This is a genomic window from Pseudomonas sp. GW823-FHT02C05 (assembly GCF_058797595.1).
The window spans coordinates 637,926-657,057 of sequence record NZ_JBXAJU010000003.1 but is presented as its reverse complement, the minus strand read 5'-3'; the positions used below and the strand labels follow the sequence as shown (position 1 = coordinate 657,057).

The following is a 19,132-nucleotide window of genomic DNA, read 5'->3' as shown; positions in this document are numbered from 1 at the left end:
TAAGCGACGAGCAATTATGGACCGGCGCCCCAGGACAATCGAGCGGCCAAGCGTGACGCTTCTATCACTTCAGGCACATGCTCAGCAGCACCAGAAACAACAGACCGATGTAAACCCTCGCATGTACCCGATCAGGGATCCTGCCGATCCAGGGCGCGGCCAGACGAATACCCAGCAACGAACCCAGGGTGAGGACAAAAAACGCCAGCAGGTCGACATAACCGACAAACCAGGGGCCCAGATCGAAGCGGCTATAGCCTGCCAGCGCCATATAGGTCGCAGTACCCGCCAGCGCCACGGGGACACTCAGCGGATTGGCCATGGAGGTGGCCTGGGTCATGCTCAGGCCGCAGCGACGTAGCAGGGGAACAGTCATGACACTGCCGCCCACTCCGAGGAAGGTAGCGATGACGCCTATTCCTACACCGCCAAAGAGCGTTTCGCCTGATCCCAGGTCACGGGTTTTCTGCCCTACCGACTGTTCAAGAAACCCCCGGCGCAGCAGGCAGTCGGCAATGGTCAGGCCCAGGTAGGCAATAAAGGCATAGCGGATCACCTCGCCACTCACCCACATGGCCCCAGCCGCGCCAACTATCGCCCCCAGCCCGATATAACCACCTAGGGGCCACAGATAGCGGCGGACAAGATTGCCTGCGCGCTGGTGCCTGCCGGTGGCAACCAGGGCGTTGACGATCATCACGCAGGTCGAAGTGGCTACCGCGACATGCATCGCCGCCTGCCCCACAGCCGAATCGGCGCCCTGGCTGCCGAGCAACATCCAGTACAGCAGCGGCACCACCACAAACCCGCCACCAAAGCCGAACAGCACGGCGCTGATGCCCGTCATGCAACCAAAAAGTGCCAACAGTAGATAGAACATCAAGGCGTTTCCATTCAGGTAGACGCCCTGGAAGATAGAACCCCAGCGCTTGGCCGGCTTCAGCAAATTGGCCAATAATGTTTGCGTTTACGCCAAATACGGGACTGTGTCGGCATGCGCAATATCTCCATCGACCAACTGGATCAGACCCCGCGCCCCGTGCTCGCCATTGGCACCGACTACCCAGACGGGCAACGCCTGCCGCGCCATCGGCATCGGCGGGCGCAACTGCTCTATGGCGCCACCGGAGTGATGCAGGTCAGTACCGATCAGGGCAACTGGGTGGTGCCACCGCAGCGGGCGGTGTGGATTCCACCGGGGGTGGAACATGAGGTGCTGATGCTTGGGGTCAGCACTCGCAGCCTGTATATCGAACCGGCCACGGCGCCACTGGACAGCAGCGGCTGCCGGGTCATCGGCATCTCGCCACTGCTGCGCCAGCTACTGCTGGAAGCAGTGGACATGCCCCTGGAATACGACCTGGACGGGCGCGACGGGCTGCTGATCAACCTGCTGCTGCACGAAATCCAGCGTTGCCCTGGCCTGCCGCTGCACATTCCCTTGCCGGCCGGCGGCCCACTGCTGGAGCTGTGCCGGGCTTTTCTCGCCCGGCCCGATGTCCATCAATCCCCCCTTCATTGGGCAGACCGACTGCATGTCAGCCTGCGTACCTTCAATCGCTGGTTTCGCCAGGAGACCGATATGAGCTTCGTGCAGTGGCGGCAACGGGCCTGCGTGATCCAGGCCCTGGCCCGGCTGGCGGCCGCGGAGCCGGTAACCCGAATCGCCCTGGACCTGGGTTATGACAGCCCTGGCGCGTTCTCCACCATGTTCCGTCGGGTGCTGGGGCAATCCCCCAGCACCTACCTGAATCAAGAGCATCCAGCCCCTGGAAAAGCCTTGTGACCAAAGGCTGGCGCAGTGGCAGAAATTGAGTTTGATCCGGACGCAAAACAACTGTACAAATATCCAGTACAAAGCCAACGCACTGCCTAACCTCCCGGAGAAAACCATGGCCTCTCTCGCGATGAAAATCACCCTGGAACGTATCGCTCTCTATCAATTCACCCCACAACACTGTGCCCAGGCCCGGGACATGCTGGGCTGGGACATGGATCAGCTGTCCCGCGAGTCCGCGGTCTCGGTGCAAGCCATCCAGCGCTTCGAAGCGGGCTACGAGGTCCGTGACGTAACCCGCCTGGCCCTGGCGTTCTGCCTTGAGGCCCAGGGCCTGGTGTTCTTCCCGGGCTTCACCCCGGGCCGCGGCATGAACATCAAGGGAGCCACTCCCAACCCGATGGAGCGGCCCGACTACGCCCTGATCGAATGATCCAGCCGCCTGAGCAGGTGCTCGCACAAGGCCGGTACTGGCAGAGGGGTCGAGCCCGGACGAACCGGCGGGCAGCCCAGGGTTTTGATCCGAGCCTCATGGCGCCGCAAACGGCGGATGCCATGGTCACCATCCTCATAACCCGCCGCCCGGGCGAAGAAGGCCTGGGTCAGGCGGATTCGACGCCCGCCTGCTCCAGTGCACCTTCCACCTCCAGCCACCAGGCGGCTCCCCGCTGCGGCTGCGCCAGGTTGAAGGCTTCGCCCATTTGCGGCGTGGTGATGTTGGTACTGCGCTCCCAGGCCAGGGCCAGGATGCGGTCGAAGGGTTCGTGCCAGGCGTGCATCGCCAGGTCGAAGGTGCCGTTGTGGATCGGTAGCAGCCAACGACCTTGCAGGTCGATGTGGGCCTGCAGAGTCTGCTCGGGCTGCATGTGCACATGGGGCCATTCGACGTTGTAGGCCCCGGTTTCCATCAGTGTCAGGTCGAATGGGCCGTACTGCTGGCCGATACGCTTGAAACCGTCGAAATAACCGGTATCGCCGCTGAAGAAGATCCGCGTGGGGCCATCGATCATCACCCAGGAGGCCCACAAGGTCCGGTTGCCATCGAACAGACCACGCCCGGAAAAGTGCTGCGATGGGGTGGCAACGAAACGGACGCCAGCGACCTCACAGCCCTGCCACCAGTCCAGTTGCCGGACCTTGGCCGCCGACACGCCCCACTTGATCAGGGTATCGCCCACCCCCAGCGGGGTGAGGAAATGCCGAGTCTTGTCCGCCAGGACCAGCACGGTCTTGTGATCAAGGTGATCGTAATGATCATGAGACAGGATCACCGCCTCGATATCGGGCAATTGCTCCAGGCTGATCGGCGGCTGGTGAAAGCGCTTCGGCCCGGCCCATTGCACGGGTGACGCGCGCTCGGCAAACACCGGATCGGTGATCCAGAACTTGCCGCGCATTTTCAGCAGCACGGTGGAATGCCCCAGGCGGTAGACGCTGTGATCGGGCGCCGCCAGCAACTGCTCGCGGGTCAGCGGCTGCACCGGAATGGCTCCGGCCGGGCGGGTATTGCGCGGCTTGTGGAACAACATGTTCCAGAAGATCTGCAGGGTCTTGCCAAAGCCGGCACGACGCACCGGCGCATGGTTGCGAAAAGCCCCCTGCTCCTGGCGCGAGGTTTCCTCGCGGGGAGCACGGGTGATGCTTGACGAGACAGTGGCCATGATTGAAATGACTCCATGGAACGCAGCAAGGTTGCGACGTGGTATTGCGGGACGATCTACTGGCCAAGGCACGCAGGCATCAGCCGCCAATCATCGTTTCAAAGATGAACTACACTACACAGTGTAGTTTCTACATTGCAACAGGAAACAGACGAAGTAGACTGCCGAGTGTTTTTACCGACCACCCTGACCGAACCCAACTTATGACAGCCCCGAAGCGCCTCACCGACCTCAAACGCAGTGCCATCGTCCAGGCGGCGATCAGTGAATTTCGCACCAGCGGTTTCGAGATCACCAGCATGGACAAGATTGCCGCTACGGCTGGGGTGTCCAAGCGCACGGTGTACAACCACTTCCCCAGCAAGGAGGAACTGTTCGCCGAGATCCTGCACCAGCTCTGGGCCAGCATCAGCGCGCAATCGGAAATCATCTACCGCAGCGACCTGCCCCTGCGCGAGCAGTTGGAAAAGGTCGTGCGGGCCAAGCTGCAACTGCTGGCGGACGACAACTTTCTCGATCTGGCCCGGGTGGCCATCGCCGCAGCCATTCACTCGCCGGAACGGGCGCAGAACATGGTGGCGCGGCTTGGCGAACGGGAAGAAGGCCTGACCCTGTGGATTCGCGGCGCCCTGGCCGACGGTCGCCTCAAGCCGGTAGACCCGGAATTCGCCGCGACCCAGATGCACGGCCTGCTCAAGAGCTTCGCCTTCTGGCCGCAGATCACCATGGGCCAGGCGCCACTGGCAACAGGCATGCAAAATCAGGTCGTCGAGTCGGCGCTGGACATGTTCCTGGGCCACTACCAGGCCTGAATTCCCGGGGCACCTGTGCGCGCCGAACCGCAGCCGGCGGTCGCCACCACTGTGAAATGGCTTGGAAGGACACTGATTATTCTCACTGGAATAAATGACAATATTCACCAGACTGATCCGATAAACGGCTAAGCCGAAAAAACACCACAAGGTGTTTCAGTACAGAACCTGGTGCAGGAATTTATGGAAAACCAACGCGGCAAGGGGCTGTCATTTGCCCGGCGCATCTATCGGCCAAGGATCATCGGCCTGGGTATCGGCGGTATCAGTGTATTCGCCACCCTCTACCCCCTTGCACTGCCCGGTTGGATCTGGGCCCTGCTCCTGTTCCACGGCCTGCTCTGGCCTCACCTGGCCTATCAACTCTCCACCCGTTCTGCCTTTCCCTACCAGGCAGAACGTCGCAACCTGCTGTACGACTCGATGCTGGGCGGTTTCTGGGCTGCCACCATGCAGTTCAATCCCCTGCCCGCCGTCACCATCCTGTCGATGATGGCCATGAACAATGTGGCCGCCGGGGGGGTGCGTCTGTTCATCCGTGGCGCTCTGGCCCAGGGCATCGGGGTCCTGTTGTCCTGGTCGCTGTTCGGCGCCAGCTTCAATACCCGGATCAGCCCGCTGCAGATCTATGCCTGCCTGCCGATGCTCACGCTCTATCCGCTGGCCGTGGGCATGGTCTGCTACCGGCTGGCGATCAAGCTGTCCGAGCACAAGCGCGCCCTGAGCGCCCTGAGCCGCACCGACAGCCTCACCGGTCTGCTCAACCACGGCTCCTGGAAAGACCTGCTGCATATCAAGTTCCACAAATGCCAGCAGCAACAGATCGATGCCAGCATCGCCCTGATCGACATCGACCACTTCAAGGCGATCAACGACACCTACGGACACATCATCGGCGATACGGTGCTGCGCCATCTGAGCAACGAACTGCGGCGCAACCTGCGTCACGACGACCTCGCCGGCCGCTACGGCGGTGACGAGTTCTGCGTGATCCTGCCGCGCATGGACCGCCAGCAGGCACTGGAGGTCATGGAACGCCTGCGCCAGGTCTTCAGCCAGTACCGGCATCCGCAAGTGGCTGAACTGAAAGTCAGCCTGAGCATCGGCCTGGCCGCCTTCGACCGCGATTTCCAGGACCCTTCAAGTTGGCTCAACGCCGCCGACAAGGCCCTGTACCTGGCGAAAAACAGTGGTCGCAATCTAATTGCCAGCAATGACGACGAGGCTCATTCCCGGCAAACACAAATGGCATAAAAACCCAAAAAACTTATACAAAAAAGAAGTAAAAAACATTTTTGTACAACTTTATTTGGATTTATCCCGGCAATTGCCATCATAATGCCGCCACTTCGCTACCGCACAGGACCTCCATTCGGGGACAAATGCCGTAGCCCATCAATCCAACTAAATCGATTCGCAGCCACTACGTCTCCTCTTGATGCGGCCAACGATGCACGCCAGCAACGTCGCCCGCGTCATCGCTGCGAATTTATCTGTCAGTCATGGAACGCTGGCATTGAGCAGATAATGCCGAACGCTGGGGAGCATTCGGCATACCGGCGAACTCAATAGGGATCGACGCGACGTTTCTCCCACAGAGCACCAGCTACCATGCTATTCAACCGCCACAACAAGACCATCGATTCCCTGCAGCAAACCATTGCCGAACAATCCCGACTGCTGGAAGCCATCGATCGCTCCATGGCGGTGATCGAATTCGACCTGCAGGGCAACGTCCTGCGAGCCAACGCCAACTTTCTCCAGATCCTGGGCTATCGCGAAGACCAGGTGACAGGCCAGCCGCACCGCCTGTTCTGCACCCCGGAGTACGTTCGCAGCAGCGACTACCAGCAATTGTGGAACCGCCTCAGAAGCGGCCAGTTCGAATCCGGAACCTTCGAACGGGTGGCCAGCAACGGCCAGAGCCTGTGGCTGGAAGCCAGCTACAACCCCATCCGCGACGCATCCGGCGCAGTGTACAAAGTGGTCAAGTACGCTCTGGATGTCACCGCCCGAGTGCAGGAAGAGGTGGAGGCACGAAACAAGCTGGACGCCATCGACCGGGCCATGGCGGTGATCGAGTTCAACCTCGACGGCAGCATCATCGGTGCCAACAGCAATTTCCTCAGCCGCATGGGCTACAGCCTGGCCGAGATCAAGGGCAAGCATCACCGCATGTTCTGCAAACCCGAGCTGATCAACAGCAGCGCCTACCAGGACTTCTGGAACCGCCTGAACCGGGGTGAGTTCTTCAACGGTCAGTTCGAGCGGATCGACAGGCACGGACGTACGCTGTGGCTGGAAGCCAACTACAACCCGGTCTACGACGCCAGCGGGCGCCTGTGCAAAGTGGTCAAGTACGCCGCCGACGTCACCCAGCAGGTGGAAAAACACGAACAGGATGCCCAGAGCGCGAGCCAGGCTTATCACATCTCGGTGCAGACCCGTAAAGTCGCCGAACAAGGCACCGGAGTGATCCAGCAAGCCGCCAGCGAAATGCGCCAGATCGCCGAGAACATCGAGGGATCTTCATCGCTGATCGCGCGCCTGGGCGAACGCTCCGAACAGATCACCGCCATCGTCAACACCATCCGCGCCATTGCCGACCAGACCAACCTGCTGGCTCTGAACGCCGCCATCGAAGCGGCCCGGGCCGGGGACCAGGGTCGTGGTTTTGCCGTGGTGGCCGATGAAGTCCGGCAATTGGCGGCGCGCACCAGCGGCTCGACGGCGGAAATCTCCAGCATGATCGACATGATCCAGAACGAAACGCAGCAAGCCATCAAGAGCATGGACGGTACCCGGGAGCGGGCGGCCAAGGGCGTGCAACTGGCGGATCAGGCGGGCACGGTGATCCTGCAGATTCGCGACGGTGCCAGCGAGGCGGTAGAGGCCGTGAGCATGTTCGCCAACGAACGCGGCGCCCCCTGAGGGCAGGCTTTCCCGGCGTCGAGAGCGACGTCGGGCCTGGCCCGGGAGGCTATAGTGGCCTGACGTCCCAGTGCCTGGCGGAGGCCATCATGAGTTCCAGCGACATCCCGAAGAAAACCACTCCGGTCATCGACCACCTGCGCTTTCATCGCGCCCATGCCCACCTGGCGCCGACCTTCGGCACCGATAATTTCGCCTTGAAGGCCGAAGCCTTCGCCCGGTTCTTCGGCACCCCGACCTTCCTCGGCGCACAAACCCTGGTGGTACTGGTCTGGGTGGCCCTGAACCTGACCGGCGTCACCCATTTCGACGTCTATCCCTTCATCCTGCTGAACCTGGCCTTCAGCCTGCAATCGGCCTATGCCGCCCCGCTGATTCTCCTCGCACAGACCCGCCAGGCCGCGCGGGACAAGGCCCAGGCGGATGCCGATGCGCAGCACCGCGAAGCCCTGGCCGTTGCCAACAGCGAACGCCAGGCCCAGGCCGCACAGACCACCACGCAACTGATGGAGCTGCTGGAACAGAACACCCGGCTGACCGAAATGACCAAGCAACTGACCGAGCGCATCGAGAATCTCACCAGCGAGATGCATGAGCATTTCATGCGCAAGGATCAACCCAAGGCCTGAAGGCCTCAGGGCCAGCGCAGGTGCCGCGCCAACTCGTCGAACAGTGTCACCACCGAACGCAAGGCCCGACAGTCCGGGCGGGTCAGCAGCCACAGGGCGGTTTCCTGGCCCAGGGGTTCACTCAACGCTTCCAGCCCGGCGCTGCCCACCAGGAAATCCGGCAGCGCGGCCACGCCCAGGCCAGCGCGCACCAGCTCGGTAACCGAAAGCATGCTGTTGCAGCGGTAACTGGGCTGTACGCCGGGCCATTGCTGGCGACGCCAGACCACCGTGGGGTGATCGGGCAGGAAATCGTCCGGGGCGATCCAGGCCAGCCGCGACAGATCAGTGCAGTCGACCCGTTGCCGATAGGCCGGGCTGGCGCATACCCGGTAGGACACCGCCCCCAGGCAGCGCCCCACCAGGTGCTCTGGAGGCCTGGCGGTCAGGCGCACGGCAATATCCGCATCACGCCGGTTGAGATTGGCGAAATCATTGGACGTGCACAGCTCGATGACCAGTGCCGGGTAGTTCGCCATGAACTGCGCCAGGGCCGGCAGCAACAGGCTTTGCAACACCGAATCGGTACAAGTCAGGCGTACCGTGCCGCTGACCACTTCGCCGCCCCGGGCCACGCCGATACGCGCCGCTTCCAGGGCCTGTTCAGCATGTTCTGCCTGCTGCGCCAGGGCCTGGGCCAGGCTGGTGGGCAAGTAGCCGGCGCGGCTCTTGTCGAACAACTGCTGGCCCAGCCCGGCCTCCAGCCGGCGCACGGCGCGAAACACCGTCGAGACATCGACCTTGAGCAGGGCCGCAGCACGCGCCAGGGAGCCGCCGCGAACCAGGGCCAGGATCAATGAGAGATCGGGATAGTCCAACTGATAGTGCGCTGGTGCAATGATCATTTGGGTAAACGCCAATATTGATTGCGTAGGCGCCAATTTATAGTGGGCCCAGGCCATCGACAAGTCAGGGTCACAACCGGAGAGTTCCATGCATCCACAGGTACCAGCACCGACCATTCGTATCGCCCTGGTGGGGGATTACGACCCACAGATCACCGCGCACCAGGCCATCCCCCTGGCCCTGGAGCGGGCAGCGCAGGAGGGTGCCGGCCCAATGGAATACCAGTGGCTGGCAACCGCCGATCTGCACCAGGAGAAAGACCTGGAGGGCTTCCACGGTATCTGGTGTGTCCCCGGCAGCCCCTACCGCAACATCGAGGGTGCCCTGCAGGCGATCCGCGTGGCGCGTGAACAGCAGCGGCCATTTCTCGGTACCTGTGGCGGCTTTCAGCACGCGGTCCTGGAATACGCCCGCAATGTGCTGGGCTGGGCCGATGCTGAACACGGCGAAACCGCGCCCGACGCCGAGCGCGTGCTGCTCACGCCCTTGAGTTGCGCCCTGGTGGAAGCCCGGGACTCGATTCAGTTGCGCGCCAACAGCCGCATCGCCAAGGCCTACGGCACAACCTGCATCGAGGAAGGTTATCGCTGCCGCTATGGCGTCAATCCGGACTTCGCTGACGCCCTGCTCAGCGGCACCTTGCTCCCCACTGGCCATGACAGCGCCGGCGACCTGCGCAGCCTGGAACTGGACGAGCATCCGTTCTTCGTCGCCACCCTGTTCCAACCCGAGCGCGCGGCCCTCCAGGACCGCACACCGCCTCTGGTCAGGGCCTTGCTCACGGCCTGCCGGGAGTGCCAAGCATGACTGACCGGACTCCCGCACCGCCCTACTACGCCGTGATTTTCAGTTCCCAGCGCGGTGAGGCCGACCCCGCCTATGAACAGGCAGCCGAACGCATGCTCGAACTGGCGCGCCAGCAGCCGGGGTTTCTCGGGGTCGAATCGGCACGAGGTGAGGACGGCTTCGGCATCACCGTGTCGTACTGGAGCAGCGAAGCGGCGATCCTGGCCTGGAAGCAGCACCCCGAACACAGCGCGATCCGCGAGCGCGGTCGGGCACAGTGGTATCGCCAGTTCAGCACCCGGGTGAGCAAGGTCCAACGGGCTTACGGCTTTCCAGGCTGAGCCCGCTTCAGGCACGGATTCCCGAGCCGCCCGGGTGACGGCTCGGGGGCACGCATCAGCCCTGCGTGGTCGACAGCAGGCTGCGCACCGCCTGGATTTCCGGCAAGTCGCTGCGGCGCATGTATACCCGCAGCGGCTCGCTGATATTGATCCGGTCGTCGATGTTCTGATCCAGCAGCAGCTGGATCTGCTCGCGCTTAAGGCTCATGGCCTGGTCCGACACCGGCGCCCAGACAAACTCGTGGGCCGGCACTATGGCGTCGTCGGCCACGTCCATGCCAAAGGAGTCTTCGCTGAAGCGCACGATATAGCGACCGGTCTTGCGATTGAAGCCGACAAAGCCCTTGAGCTGGTCGGCAGCCTGACAGATGAGTTCGGAGGTGATGCTCATGGTAAACCTCACTAGAGTCCCGCAGGACAGGTGATCAATGGTCTACACGCGAGGCAAGGGACAGCGGAGTTTTCAGGGCCTCCCTCTGATGGGGAAACTGCAGCGCCCAAGAGTACTGCAAAGCGCCGGAAAAAAGCGCTGAAAAATGCAAATGAGAGGGATTTATGTCGCTCTGGAGATAGCACAAGCGTCATCGAGTTGTTAAAAGATATCCCCTTGCACACGCCCCCACGAAAGGATTTCGAGCATGCCCGCGACCTTCACCCCTTGTGCCCTGATGCTGGGCCTGATGCTCGCTTGCGGACTGGCCCAGGCCTCTGAACAGCCTGACCCGGACGCCCTGGCCGCTCGCCAGGGGATTCCACAGCCAGCGGTGATCGCCCACCGCGGCGCCTCTTTCGATACCCCCGAATCCACCGCGGCTTCCTACACGCTGGCCCGGGACCTGGGCGCCGACTACCTGGAAATGGACCTGCAACGCAGCAAGGATGGCGTGCTCTTCGCCCTGCACGACAACAACCTGCAACGCACCACCGACGTGGCGCAGAAATTCCCCGAACGCAAGGACAGCCCGGCCAACGCCTTCACCATGGCGGAACTGAAAACCCTCGACGCCGGCAGCTGGTTCAACCAGGCCCACCCGGAGCGGGCGCGACCGGGCTTTGCCGGGCTGAAGATCCTCACCCTGGATGAAATCATCGACATCGCCCAGGGCAATGCGCAGCACAAGCCCGGGCTGTATATCGAGACCAAGGAACCCCAGCTGTTCCCCGGTATCGAGCACGACCTCAAGGAAAAACTCCAGGACCGTGGCTGGCTGAGCCCGGCCGGTTCCAAGCTGGCGAAAAGCGAACTGGCGGTGGGCCAGGGCAAGGGCAAGGTGGTGCTGCAGACCTTCGACAAGCACAGCCTGGAACTGCTGCACCAGGCAATGCCCAACGTGCCGAAAGTACTGTTGCTTTGGGTCGCGCCCGGCAGTATCGAACCCGCGTCCGGCCAGAGCTTCGCCAGCAGCGGCGAAACCGACAAGGCCGCGTTCTATGCCCGGCAGCAGCCCAAGGACCAGGCCGAGTTCAAGCGCTGGGTGGATTTCGCCAAGGCCCAGGGTGCCATCGGCACCGGCCCTTCCGCGGCCCTGACCGGCGGTGGCGAGCAGAGCTACTCGGACCTGGTGCAACCCTGGATGAACCAGTACACCCACGACCAGGGCCTGCTGGTGCACGTCTACACCATCGACGAGCCGGTGGACTTCAAGAAGGTCATGGATGCCGGGGTCGATGGCATCTTCACCAACCGCAGTGCCGAACTGCTCAAGTACTTCAAGCGGCCGGCCAGTGCCAGCGTGGCGCAATTGCTGGACGCCAGCGGTTACTGAATGACGGTTTCGCACTGGCACGGCGAGCTCTGGCTGAGCCGGGATTTCGGCCTGATCCACGGGGCGATGGGGCCAACCGAGCCCCATGCCCACTATGCCCATCAACTGATCATCGCCCCCGGGCAACCGGTCACGGTGGCGCTCGCGGGCGGGCTGCAGAGTGCTCATTACCTGTTGATCCCGGCCTTGCAGCGCCACGCCATCGTTCAGGCTCCCGAGCAGGCCTTCACGGTGTACGCCGAGCCGCTGCTAATCGCCGTCGAAGACCTGCAAGCATGCGTCAGTGGCGCCGCCCCCTCACTGCCCGGCCTGGAAGCGGCGCTGCGCCGTTGCCCGCGCCAGCCCGTTGCCGACCCACGTGTAGCGCGGGCACTGCACGCCGTGGATGCCGCCCTGGAGGGCAAGGTGGCCGCCGCGCAACTGGCGGCCCGGGCCCATGTATCCCTGAGCCAGCTGGAGCGTCTGTTCGCCCGTGACGTCGGCCTGCCGGTAAGGCGCCTGGTGCTCTGGCGCCGCCTGCGCCTGGCCATGGCCCTGGTGCTGGAGGGCCAGACTCACACTGGCGCGGCACACGGCGCCGGGTTCGCCGACAGCGCGCACTTCTCCCGCACCCTGAAGAGCCTGTTCGGCGTCACCGCCAGCCAGGCCCTCAAGCACCTCAAGCCTCGCTTGCTGGTCTGACGCGCCGGCGCAACTGCTCGGGCACCACGGGTTCTGCCCCATAGCGCTGTGCCTTGAACGGCTCCAGCAACTGCGGCCAGTAATCCACCGGGTAGTCGGCACGGCTGCCAATCCCCAGGTCGCCCTGGCGCATGCAATAGTCATCGCGATAAAACGCGGTGCCCAGCAGCCAGTCCCAAAGATTGAAGAACAGCCCAAAGTTCACATCCCCGGCGCGTCCGTACTTCATGTGGTGAAAGCGATGCACCGGTGCCCAGGCGAAGATCCAGCGCAAAGGCCCCAGGCGCATGTCGACATTGGAATGCTGCAACAGCAGCTGGACGGCAATGGCCAGGGCCAGCAACTGCGCCACCGGCAGCGGGATGCCCAGCAACACCAGCGGCAGCAGCCCGGCCGAAGCTTCGATCAACTGGTGCAGGGGATGCTTGAGCAAGCCATTGAAACCGTACATGCGCTGCACACTGTGATGCACCGCATGCAAACGCCAGAGCCAGGCCAGGCGGTGACTGGCGTAGTGGGCCAGGGTAATGCCGCAATCAGCGATCACGATGGCCAGCAGCAACTGCCCCCAGAGCGGCCAGCCCTGGGGCCAGAGCCCATCATGGGCCAGCAGCGCCACCAGCCCGGGCAACGCCAGCAGCCCCAGCGCATTGAGGCTTTCATTGACCAGGGCATGCAGGCTGTCGCGCAGCCGGTCGCCTTGGGAACGGTTCCAGCCAGGCTCATAGGGCAAGCACCATTCCGCCAGGAACGACACCCCCAGCGCAGCCCCGAACACCCCCAACAACCCGCTGGCAGACGCCGGCCCAGCACTCATCCACCACACCCCGGCGCCGATGAACCCGGCAAACACCAAGGGTGCGTACAACCATGCAAGCATTCGTTTCATTTGCTGCAGCTCCTGTAGGGAAAACCGCAGCTTGCGACCCGATGCCGGGGCGCGGCTTGAACAAACGACGCAAAGAGTGACCTGAATTAAGGGTGAATTAAGTTGCGTTGGCTAACCTGTGCCCATCGAAACCCATCACCCCAAGGAATCAACCCATGACCAAGTTCTCCGCCCTGTTCGCAGCCGCCGCCCTGACCCTGACCGCTGGCCTGGCCCAGGCCGATGTGCGCCCGGACCTGATCCCCGGCCTGCTCAAGTCCGGCGCCATCATGGACCTGGAAAAACTCAACCAGGCCGCCCTCGCCCAGCACCCGGGCACCACCGCCGCCAGCATTACCGACACCGAGCTCGAGCAGACCGCCACTGGCGCCTACGTCTACCAGGTGGAACTGCGCGACAGCAAAGGCATCGAGTGGGACGTGGACCTGGATGCCAAGACCGGCAAGGTCCTGAGCAACAAGCAAGACAAGTAACCCCCCCCCCCTACAAGGCCGCGCCCCGCTTCGGGAGCGCGGCCTTGTGCGTTGGGGCGTGCGGATCAGTCAGGCACTGGTGCTGACCAGGGAGCCCGCAGTACTGCTCTGGGATTGCTGCAGGGCCTGGAACAAGGCCGCGGTGGCGGTCTGCAACGAAGCGCTGGTGCTGGCCACCTGAGCCTGGGCTGCCGCTACTTGCGCGGCCTTGGCATCGGCACTTTCCTGCTGGCTCTGCGCGGCCTGCAACTGCTGCTGTTGCTCCTGCAATTGCTTTTGCAGTTCAGCGATCTGCTTGCGCAACTGCTTGACCGAGTCGCTGCTGGAATCATCGCTGCTGGAACTGCCGCCGGCCGCGCCAGCACCCGTGGCCGGCGCCTTGGTCGCGTCGCTGGCAGCAGTGATACTGGCGGTGGAGGTCGCTGAAGTGTCGCTGTCCGAACTGCCGGCGATGCTGGTCTTGCTCGGGCTGACCTGGGTCTGGTTGATCGCGATGGAAGTGATGCTGACCATGATGTGAGTCCTGTCGGGTGTGAAGATACCCGGTCATCGACACCCGCCCCGGCCACTTGAGAGTGATCGTGTATCGGCCTGGTAAGCAGGCCGATACACCCCGGCCGGCCTCAGGCGCTCAAGCGCGCCGTGACCTCGCTCAACTGCCCCGACAGGCCGTGCAGATTGCGGCTCGCCGCCTCGGTGCGCTGCACGTTGTCCAGATTGGTACTGGCGATGGACGTGATCTCGGTGAGGTTGCGGGAAATGTCCTCGGCCACCGACGTCTGCTCCTCGGCGGCGGTCGCGATCTGCCGGTTCATGTCGCGAATCGCTTCTACCGCTTCGGTGATGCGCTCGAGCATGGCCCCGGCCTCGGTCACCTGCTGCACGCTCTGCTCGCTGCGGGACTGGCCGCTCTCGATGGCCTGGGCCGCATCCACGGCCCCGGTCTGCACGCTCTGGATGATCTGGTTGATCTCGGTGATCGAGGCCGCGGTGCGCTGCGCCAGGCTGCGCACTTCATCGGCGACCACGGCAAAACCGCGCCCGGCCTCACCGGCCCGGGCCGCTTCGATGGCCGCGTTGAGGGCCAGCAGGTTGGTCTGTTCGGCAATGCCCTGGATCACTTCCAGGACCTTGCCGATGCGCCCGCTGTCGGCCTCCAGCCGGCGGATCACGGTGGCGGTGTTGGCAATCTCGCCACGCATCTGGGTGATGCTGTGGATGGTCTGCTGCATCACCTGTTCGCCCTGCTGCGCCGACTGGTCGGCATCGTCTGCGGCACGAGCGGCGTCGGCGGCGTGGCGCGCCACTTCCTGGGCGGTGGCGGACATCTCGTTCATCGCCGTGGCCACCTGGTCCGTGCGGTTGAACTGCTCGTTGGTGCCCTGGGACATCAGGGTGGCGATGGAGTTGAGCTCGCCGCTGGAACTGTCCAGGTCCGAGGCACTGCGCTGCAAGCTGGCGAAGGTCTGGGCCAGGAAATCCCGCAGGGTGTTGGCGGCCATCGCCAGCTTGCCCAGTTCATCCTGACGCTCGCTGGCCACCCGCTGGGCCAGTTGGCCGCGGCTGAGCTGGGCGACATAGTCGATCAACTGACGGATCGGCTGCACCAGGCTGCGATTGACCAGCCACAGGCTGAGCAGACCGATCAGCAAACCGGAAGCCAGCATCACCAGAATACCCAGCCACACCGTGCGGTCGGCCGCTGCACTGATCTCGGCGGACTGCCGGTCGCCGTGCTGGCGCAGCTCGGTCACCAGTTCGCCCATCTGCTCGCTGGTGGCCCGGTCCACGCCCTTGACCGCGGCATCGCCGGCACTCGGATCGGCACCGCCGGCCACATAGGCATCGCGGCCCTTCTGGTAGGCCGAACCCAACTGCCGGTGCTCATCCGCCAGGCGCTGCACCCGGCTCTTGAGGGAGGCGTCCAGCCCGGGGGTCTGCACCAGCTGGCCGAGGATGTTCTGCACATCGCGCTGGCGGTCTTCGAACTGCTGCCAGTACTTGTTCAACTCCTGGGGCTGCTTGCCCCGCAACAATACGTTCTTCCACTCCTGCACCTGGCTCTTGAACTGCAGGTTGGCCTCGTCGATCAACTGCGAACTGCGCAGCGGACCTTCTATCAGCTCGCGGTAGCTCTGCACGCCACCGGACAGCAAATGAAAACTCGCCAGGGCGATCAACAACATCGCCAGCAGGCTACCGCTCAGCAGGGCAAGGATTTGCGCTCTCAGGGATTTTTGCAAAAACATCGAGGAGATCTCATGGCAGGGATAGAGCAGGCCCGATGAAGGCATGCATAGTGCCGAACATCCCTGTAAGGCGCATTCGAGAGGGGTCGAATGAGTGCAGCGTAGGAGTGTGATCGGCCTGCGCAAGACAATCTTGAGTGCCGCCGACCATCGGTATGACGGGCTCCATCATGCACTTCAAAACGTCACAAAAATGTCAAAAAGCCTTGCCATGATGGGGCTCAAGTGAACCTGAGAAACCCGCGCCAGGCACTGTCCCTCCTGCGAGACTCCATGAACCACAGCATCGACCAGAGTCACCGTGATTCCGATCTGTTCGGCCTGCTCTACGGTTTCAGCTTTCGCCCCGGCGAACGGGGCCGCGAACTGGACTCGGCCCAGGCCCTGCAAGCCCTGCAACACCCCGAGGACAGCGAGGAGTTCCTCTGGCTGCACCTGAACCTGGCTCACGCCGCGTGCGAGCGCTGGATGAAGTCCCACCTGCAATTGCCCGACGAATTCTTCGAGGCCCTGCACGAAGGCTCGCGCTCGACCCGCATCGAACAGGTGGATTCGGCCCTGCTGGCGGTGGTCAACGACGTGGTGTTCAACTTCGGCAGCATGGTTTCCTCGGACATCTCCACCCTCTGGGTCTGCGCCCGCAGCCGCCTGATCGTCAGCGCCCGCCTGCAGCCGCTGCACTCGGTGGACAAGCTGCGCTCCTCGGTCAAGGCCGGAGAACGCTTTCGCTCGCCCCTGGAACTGCTGGTGCACCTGCTACGGGACCAGGGCGAAGTGCTGACCCAGATCGTGCGCCGGACCAGCCTCAGCGTGGATCAGATCGAGGACCAGTTGCTGGCAGCCCGGGTCTCCACCAACCGTGCCGAACTGGGGGCCATGCGCCGGGTGCTGGTGCGCCTGCAACGGCTGCTGGCCCTGGAGCCGGGCTCGCTGCTGCGCCTGCTCAACCGCCCGCCGCAATGGTTGCAAAAGGAAGACGTCAAGGAGCTGCGCAAGTCCACCGAAGAGTTCGCCCTGATCATCAACGACCTCACCGCCCTGGGGGAGCGGATCAAGCTGCTGCAGGAAGAGATCGCCGCCAACCTCAACGAACAGACCAACCGCACCCTGTTCACCCTGACGGTGGTCACGGTGCTGGCGTTGCCGATCAACATCATCGCCGGTTTCTTTGGCATGAACGTCGGTGGCATTCCGTTCTCCGGCGACCCGGAGGGCTTCTGGATCCTGGTAGCGCTGGTGGCCACTTTCACCGTGATCGCCGGGCGCTGGGCCTTTCGCAAACGCCAGGACTACTGACCCCACCTTGTAGGAGCCGGCTTGCCGGCGAAGGCGTCTGCCAAGGCAGGTGCTTGGCTTGAGGGCCTCTTCGCCGGCAAGCCGGCTCCTACGGGATGAGCGGGATGGAGGGATGGTCGTGCGTGATCGATCTGATCAACGCAAGGGCTCAATCGCGTAAACCATGACCTGAGGCAGTCTCTCTGTAACATTCAGCAACGATCATGGACGCCATTCCTTCCAGCAACAGGATTGTCCAGCAATGGCCACCCCGTCCCTGACTGCCGCTTCGTCCAACCTCGACAGCAAACCGCAACTGGATAAAAAGCCCGGCCCCTTCACCCTCGTCGCCTTCTTCGCGGTGCTGGCCATGGGCTTGTTGTTCACCGCCTACAGCCTGGTGCACGACATGCACGAGCTGGGCACCACGGTCACCACCTGGACCCCGTTCCTGCTCCTGGGCGTGGCGTTGCTGATCGCCCTGGGCTTCGAGTTCGTCAACGGTTTCCATGACACCGCCAACGCCGTGGCCACGGTGATCTACACCCACTCGCTGCCGCCGCAGTTCGCGGTGGTCTGGTCCGGCCTGTTCAACTTCCTCGGCGTACTGCTGTCCAGCGGCGCGGTGGCTTTCGGCATCATCGCCCTGCTGCCGGTGGAACTCATCCTGCAGGTGGGTTCCTCCGCCGGTTTCGCGATGATCTTCGCCCTGCTGATCGCCGCCATCCTATGGAACCTCGGCACCTGGTGGCTGGGCCTGCCGGCTTCGTCTTCCCACACCCTGATCGGCTCGATCATCGGTGTCGGCGTGGCCAATGCCCTGATGCATGGCCGCGACGGCACCAGCGGCGTGGACTGGGGCCAGGCCACCAAGGTCGGCTACGCCCTGCTGTTCTCGCCCCTGATCGGCTTCGTGTTCGCCGCCCTGCTGCTGTTGGCCCTGCGCCTGTTCGTCAAGAACCGTGCCCTGTACAAGGCACCCAAGGGCGACGCACCGCCGCCCTGGTGGATTCGCGGGCTGCTGATCCTGACCTGCACCGGCGTGTCCTTCGCCCACGGTTCCAACGACGGCCAGAAAGGCATGGGACTGATCATGCTGATCCTGGTGGGCACCCTGCCCATGGCCTACGCCTTGAACCGCACCATGCCCGCCGACCAGTCGCTGCAATTCGCCGCGGTGGCCGAAGTCACCCAGCAGGCCCTGGTGAAGAGTGCCCCGCAACCGGCGCCGGCCGATTCCCGCGCGGTGCTCTCCGAGTACATGCGCAGCAAGGAAGCGACACCGGAACTGATCCCCGCGCTGGCCGCCCTGACCGGCGCCATCGGCACTGAAGTGAAGGGCTACGGTTCGCTGGCCAAGGTGCCCGCCGAAGCCATGGGCAACGTGCGCAACGACATGTACCTGACCAGCGAGGCGATCCGCCTGATGGACAAGAATCAGGTAGGCCACTTCGACCAGGACACCCGGGACAAACTGCAACTGTTCAAGCAACAGATCGACAACGCCACGCGCTTCATTCCGCTGTGGGTGAAGATCGCCGTGGCCATCGCCCTTGGCCTGGGCACCATGGTGGGCTGGAAGCGCATCGTGGTCACCGTTGGCGAAAAGATCGGCAAGACCCACCTGACCTACGCCCAGGGCGCCTCGGCGGAAACCGTGGCGATGCTGACCATCGGCGCGGCGGACATGTTCGGCCTGCCGGTGTCCACCACCCATGTGCTGTCCTCGGGGGTGGCCGGGACCATGGTGGCCAATGGCGGCGGCTTACAGATGCGCACCATCCGCAACCTGGCCATGGCCTGGGTGCTGACCCTGCCGGCGGCGATCCTGCTGTCCGGCAGCCTGTACTGGTTGTTCACTCAGCTCTTCTGAGGGGCGTGCCTCCCCCTCTGTAGCCGCTGCCGAGCCTGCGAGGCTGCGAAAAGGCCCGCGGGGCCTTGCCTGGCGATCCCTCGCCAAACCTGCAGCAACCTCAG

General features: G+C 63.4%; 20 protein-coding genes and 2 pseudogenes. 14 read left to right on the top strand and 8 right to left on the bottom strand.

Going from position 1 to position 19,132, the window contains the following annotated elements:
- Positions 1-64 precede the first annotated feature (64 nt).
- Positions 65-880, bottom strand: coding sequence for a sulfite exporter TauE/SafE family protein (locus AC1RGE_RS19420; protein ID WP_011062783.1), 816 nt, complete (start codon positions 878-880; stop codon positions 65-67).
- A 114-nt stretch (positions 881-994) separates the two neighbouring features.
- On the opposite strand from AC1RGE_RS19420, the gene AC1RGE_RS19415 reads away from it, so the two are divergent.
- Both AC1RGE_RS19415 and AC1RGE_RS19410 read left to right on the top strand, forming a co-directional pair.
- On the top strand, positions 995-1,786 hold the full coding sequence (locus AC1RGE_RS19415) for an AraC family transcriptional regulator (protein WP_492584858.1): 792 nt from the start codon (positions 995-997) through the stop codon (positions 1,784-1,786).
- Between the two features lie 106 nt (positions 1,787-1,892).
- Positions 1,893-2,210 (top strand): XRE family transcriptional regulator, encoded by a 318-nt coding sequence (locus AC1RGE_RS19410; protein WP_026020019.1) that lies wholly within the window; start codon positions 1,893-1,895, stop codon positions 2,208-2,210.
- 169 nt (positions 2,211-2,379) lie between these two features.
- On the opposite strand, the gene AC1RGE_RS19405 is transcribed toward AC1RGE_RS19410, so the two are convergent.
- A complete protein-coding gene (locus AC1RGE_RS19405) occupies positions 2,380-3,438 on the bottom strand; it encodes an MBL fold metallo-hydrolase (RefSeq protein ID WP_011062786.1) in 1,059 nt (352 codons plus the stop codon).
- 203 nt (positions 3,439-3,641) lie between these two features.
- Between AC1RGE_RS19405 and AC1RGE_RS19400 the strand changes: the two genes are divergently transcribed.
- The 5 genes and pseudogenes from AC1RGE_RS19400 (at position 3,642) to AC1RGE_RS19380 (ending at position 7,810) form a co-directional block, all read left to right on the top strand.
- Complete coding sequence (locus AC1RGE_RS19400; RefSeq protein WP_011062787.1) at positions 3,642-4,250, top strand: TetR/AcrR family transcriptional regulator; 609 nt, start codon at positions 3,642-3,644, stop codon at positions 4,248-4,250.
- Positions 4,251-4,433: 183 nt separating this feature from the next.
- Positions 4,434-5,504: a diguanylate cyclase gene (locus AC1RGE_RS19395; RefSeq protein WP_492584856.1), complete on the top strand. Its 1,071-nt coding sequence runs from the start codon at positions 4,434-4,436 to the stop codon at positions 5,502-5,504.
- 357 nt (positions 5,505-5,861) lie between these two features.
- Positions 5,862-6,635 (top strand): annotated as a pseudogene (locus AC1RGE_RS19390) (PAS domain-containing protein); the annotation flags it as partial.
- Positions 6,633-7,181, top strand: coding sequence for a methyl-accepting chemotaxis protein (locus tag AC1RGE_RS19385; protein ID WP_370508327.1), 549 nt, complete (start codon positions 6,633-6,635; stop codon positions 7,179-7,181). The pseudogene AC1RGE_RS19390 and the gene AC1RGE_RS19385, both read left to right, overlap by 3 nt.
- Before the next feature lie 89 nt (positions 7,182-7,270).
- Entirely contained in the window at positions 7,271-7,810 is a 540-nt protein-coding gene (locus AC1RGE_RS19380) for a DUF1003 domain-containing protein (protein ID WP_401335073.1), read from the top strand.
- A gap of 5 nt (positions 7,811-7,815) precedes the next feature.
- On the opposite strand, the gene AC1RGE_RS19375 is transcribed toward AC1RGE_RS19380, so the two are convergent.
- Positions 7,816-8,694, bottom strand: a complete 879-nt coding sequence (locus AC1RGE_RS19375; RefSeq protein WP_492584854.1) for a LysR family transcriptional regulator — start codon at positions 8,692-8,694, stop codon at positions 7,816-7,818.
- Between the two features lie 88 nt (positions 8,695-8,782).
- Here AC1RGE_RS19375 and AC1RGE_RS19370 point away from each other — a divergent pair, with 88 nt between their 5' ends.
- Both AC1RGE_RS19370 and AC1RGE_RS19365 read left to right on the top strand, forming a co-directional pair.
- Entirely contained in the window at positions 8,783-9,502 is a 720-nt protein-coding gene (locus AC1RGE_RS19370; RefSeq protein ID WP_492584852.1) for a CTP synthase C-terminal region-related (seleno)protein, read from the top strand.
- Positions 9,499-9,822, top strand: a complete 324-nt coding sequence (locus AC1RGE_RS19365) for an antibiotic biosynthesis monooxygenase family protein (protein WP_011062793.1) — start codon at positions 9,499-9,501, stop codon at positions 9,820-9,822. Before AC1RGE_RS19370 ends, AC1RGE_RS19365 begins: the two co-directional genes overlap by 4 nt.
- A gap of 55 nt (positions 9,823-9,877) precedes the next feature.
- Here the strand turns inward: AC1RGE_RS19365 and AC1RGE_RS19360 are convergent, their stop codons facing one another.
- Positions 9,878-10,213 carry a DUF2025 family protein gene (locus tag AC1RGE_RS19360; RefSeq protein ID WP_011062794.1) on the bottom strand — a complete coding sequence of 112 codons (336 nt, stop codon included), beginning with the start codon at positions 10,211-10,213 and terminating at the stop codon, positions 9,878-9,880.
- Positions 10,214-10,460: 247 nt separating this feature from the next.
- Between AC1RGE_RS19360 and AC1RGE_RS19355 the strand changes: the two genes are divergently transcribed.
- On the top strand, positions 10,461-11,588 hold the full coding sequence (locus tag AC1RGE_RS19355) for a glycerophosphodiester phosphodiesterase (protein ID WP_072442745.1): 1,128 nt from the start codon (positions 10,461-10,463) through the stop codon (positions 11,586-11,588).
- Complete coding sequence (locus AC1RGE_RS19350) at positions 11,589-12,269, top strand: helix-turn-helix domain-containing protein (RefSeq protein WP_011062796.1); 681 nt, start codon at positions 11,589-11,591, stop codon at positions 12,267-12,269.
- Here the strand turns inward: AC1RGE_RS19350 and AC1RGE_RS19345 are convergent.
- A complete protein-coding gene (locus AC1RGE_RS19345) occupies positions 12,247-13,158 on the bottom strand; it encodes a sterol desaturase family protein (RefSeq protein WP_011062797.1) in 912 nt (303 codons plus the stop codon). The two genes, AC1RGE_RS19350 and AC1RGE_RS19345, sit on opposite strands and share 23 nt — an antisense overlap.
- 155 nt (positions 13,159-13,313) lie before the next feature.
- On the opposite strand from AC1RGE_RS19345, the gene AC1RGE_RS19340 reads away from it, so the two are divergent.
- Positions 13,314-13,631 (top strand): PepSY domain-containing protein, encoded by a 318-nt coding sequence (locus tag AC1RGE_RS19340; RefSeq protein WP_011062798.1) that lies wholly within the window; start codon positions 13,314-13,316, stop codon positions 13,629-13,631.
- A 69-nt stretch (positions 13,632-13,700) separates the two neighbouring features.
- Here AC1RGE_RS19340 and AC1RGE_RS19335 read toward each other — a convergent pair whose 3' ends face one another.
- The 3 genes and pseudogenes from AC1RGE_RS19335 to AC1RGE_RS19325 form a co-directional block, all read right to left on the bottom strand.
- Positions 13,701-14,144, bottom strand: a complete 444-nt coding sequence (locus tag AC1RGE_RS19335; RefSeq protein WP_011062799.1) for a hypothetical protein — start codon at positions 14,142-14,144, stop codon at positions 13,701-13,703.
- Between the two features lie 110 nt (positions 14,145-14,254).
- A complete protein-coding gene (locus AC1RGE_RS19330; RefSeq protein ID WP_370508325.1) occupies positions 14,255-14,959 on the bottom strand; it encodes a methyl-accepting chemotaxis protein in 705 nt (234 codons plus the stop codon).
- A 228-nt stretch (positions 14,960-15,187) separates the two neighbouring features.
- A pseudogene (locus AC1RGE_RS19325) lies at positions 15,188-15,298 on the bottom strand (hypothetical protein); the annotation flags it as partial.
- Between the two features lie 855 nt (positions 15,299-16,153).
- Here AC1RGE_RS19325 and AC1RGE_RS19320 point away from each other — a divergent pair.
- Both AC1RGE_RS19320 and AC1RGE_RS19315 read left to right on the top strand, forming a co-directional pair.
- Complete coding sequence (locus AC1RGE_RS19320; protein WP_103289602.1) at positions 16,154-17,176, top strand: transporter; 1,023 nt, start codon at positions 16,154-16,156, stop codon at positions 17,174-17,176.
- Positions 17,177-17,417: 241 nt separating this feature from the next.
- Positions 17,418-19,028: an inorganic phosphate transporter gene (locus tag AC1RGE_RS19315; RefSeq protein WP_015636700.1), complete on the top strand. Its 1,611-nt coding sequence runs from the start codon at positions 17,418-17,420 to the stop codon at positions 19,026-19,028.
- Positions 19,029-19,132 lie beyond the last annotated feature (104 nt).

Coding starts and splice junctions, on each gene's coding strand:
- AC1RGE_RS19420 (WP_011062783.1), bottom strand. CDS start 880: ATGTTCTATCTACTGTTGGCACTTTTTGGTTGCATGACGGGCATCAGC.
- AC1RGE_RS19415 (WP_492584858.1), top strand. CDS start 995: ATGCGCAATATCTCCATCGACCAACTGGATCAGACCCCGCGCCCCGTG.
- AC1RGE_RS19380 (WP_401335073.1), top strand. CDS start 7,271: ATGAGTTCCAGCGACATCCCGAAGAAAACCACTCCGGTCATCGACCAC.
- AC1RGE_RS19355 (WP_072442745.1), top strand. CDS start 10,461: ATGCCCGCGACCTTCACCCCTTGTGCCCTGATGCTGGGCCTGATGCTC.
- AC1RGE_RS19360 (WP_011062794.1), bottom strand. CDS start 10,213: ATGAGCATCACCTCCGAACTCATCTGTCAGGCTGCCGACCAGCTCAAG.
- AC1RGE_RS19340 (WP_011062798.1), top strand. CDS start 13,314: ATGACCAAGTTCTCCGCCCTGTTCGCAGCCGCCGCCCTGACCCTGACC.
- AC1RGE_RS19410 (WP_026020019.1), top strand. CDS start 1,893: ATGGCCTCTCTCGCGATGAAAATCACCCTGGAACGTATCGCTCTCTAT.
- AC1RGE_RS19395 (WP_492584856.1), top strand. CDS start 4,434: ATGGAAAACCAACGCGGCAAGGGGCTGTCATTTGCCCGGCGCATCTAT.
- AC1RGE_RS19345 (WP_011062797.1), bottom strand. CDS start 13,158: ATGAAACGAATGCTTGCATGGTTGTACGCACCCTTGGTGTTTGCCGGG.
- AC1RGE_RS19335 (WP_011062799.1), bottom strand. CDS start 14,144: ATGGTCAGCATCACTTCCATCGCGATCAACCAGACCCAGGTCAGCCCG.
- AC1RGE_RS19405 (WP_011062786.1), bottom strand. CDS start 3,438: ATGGCCACTGTCTCGTCAAGCATCACCCGTGCTCCCCGCGAGGAAACC.
- AC1RGE_RS19375 (WP_492584854.1), bottom strand. CDS start 8,694: ATGATCATTGCACCAGCGCACTATCAGTTGGACTATCCCGATCTCTCA.
- AC1RGE_RS19400 (WP_011062787.1), top strand. CDS start 3,642: ATGACAGCCCCGAAGCGCCTCACCGACCTCAAACGCAGTGCCATCGTC.
- AC1RGE_RS19365 (WP_011062793.1), top strand. CDS start 9,499: ATGACTGACCGGACTCCCGCACCGCCCTACTACGCCGTGATTTTCAGT.
- AC1RGE_RS19330 (WP_370508325.1), bottom strand. CDS start 14,959: ATGTCCGCCACCGCCCAGGAAGTGGCGCGCCACGCCGCCGACGCCGCT.
- AC1RGE_RS19320 (WP_103289602.1), top strand. CDS start 16,154: ATGAACCACAGCATCGACCAGAGTCACCGTGATTCCGATCTGTTCGGC.
- AC1RGE_RS19315 (WP_015636700.1), top strand. CDS start 17,418: ATGGCCACCCCGTCCCTGACTGCCGCTTCGTCCAACCTCGACAGCAAA.
- AC1RGE_RS19370 (WP_492584852.1), top strand. CDS start 8,783: ATGCATCCACAGGTACCAGCACCGACCATTCGTATCGCCCTGGTGGGG.
- AC1RGE_RS19350 (WP_011062796.1), top strand. CDS start 11,589: ATGACGGTTTCGCACTGGCACGGCGAGCTCTGGCTGAGCCGGGATTTC.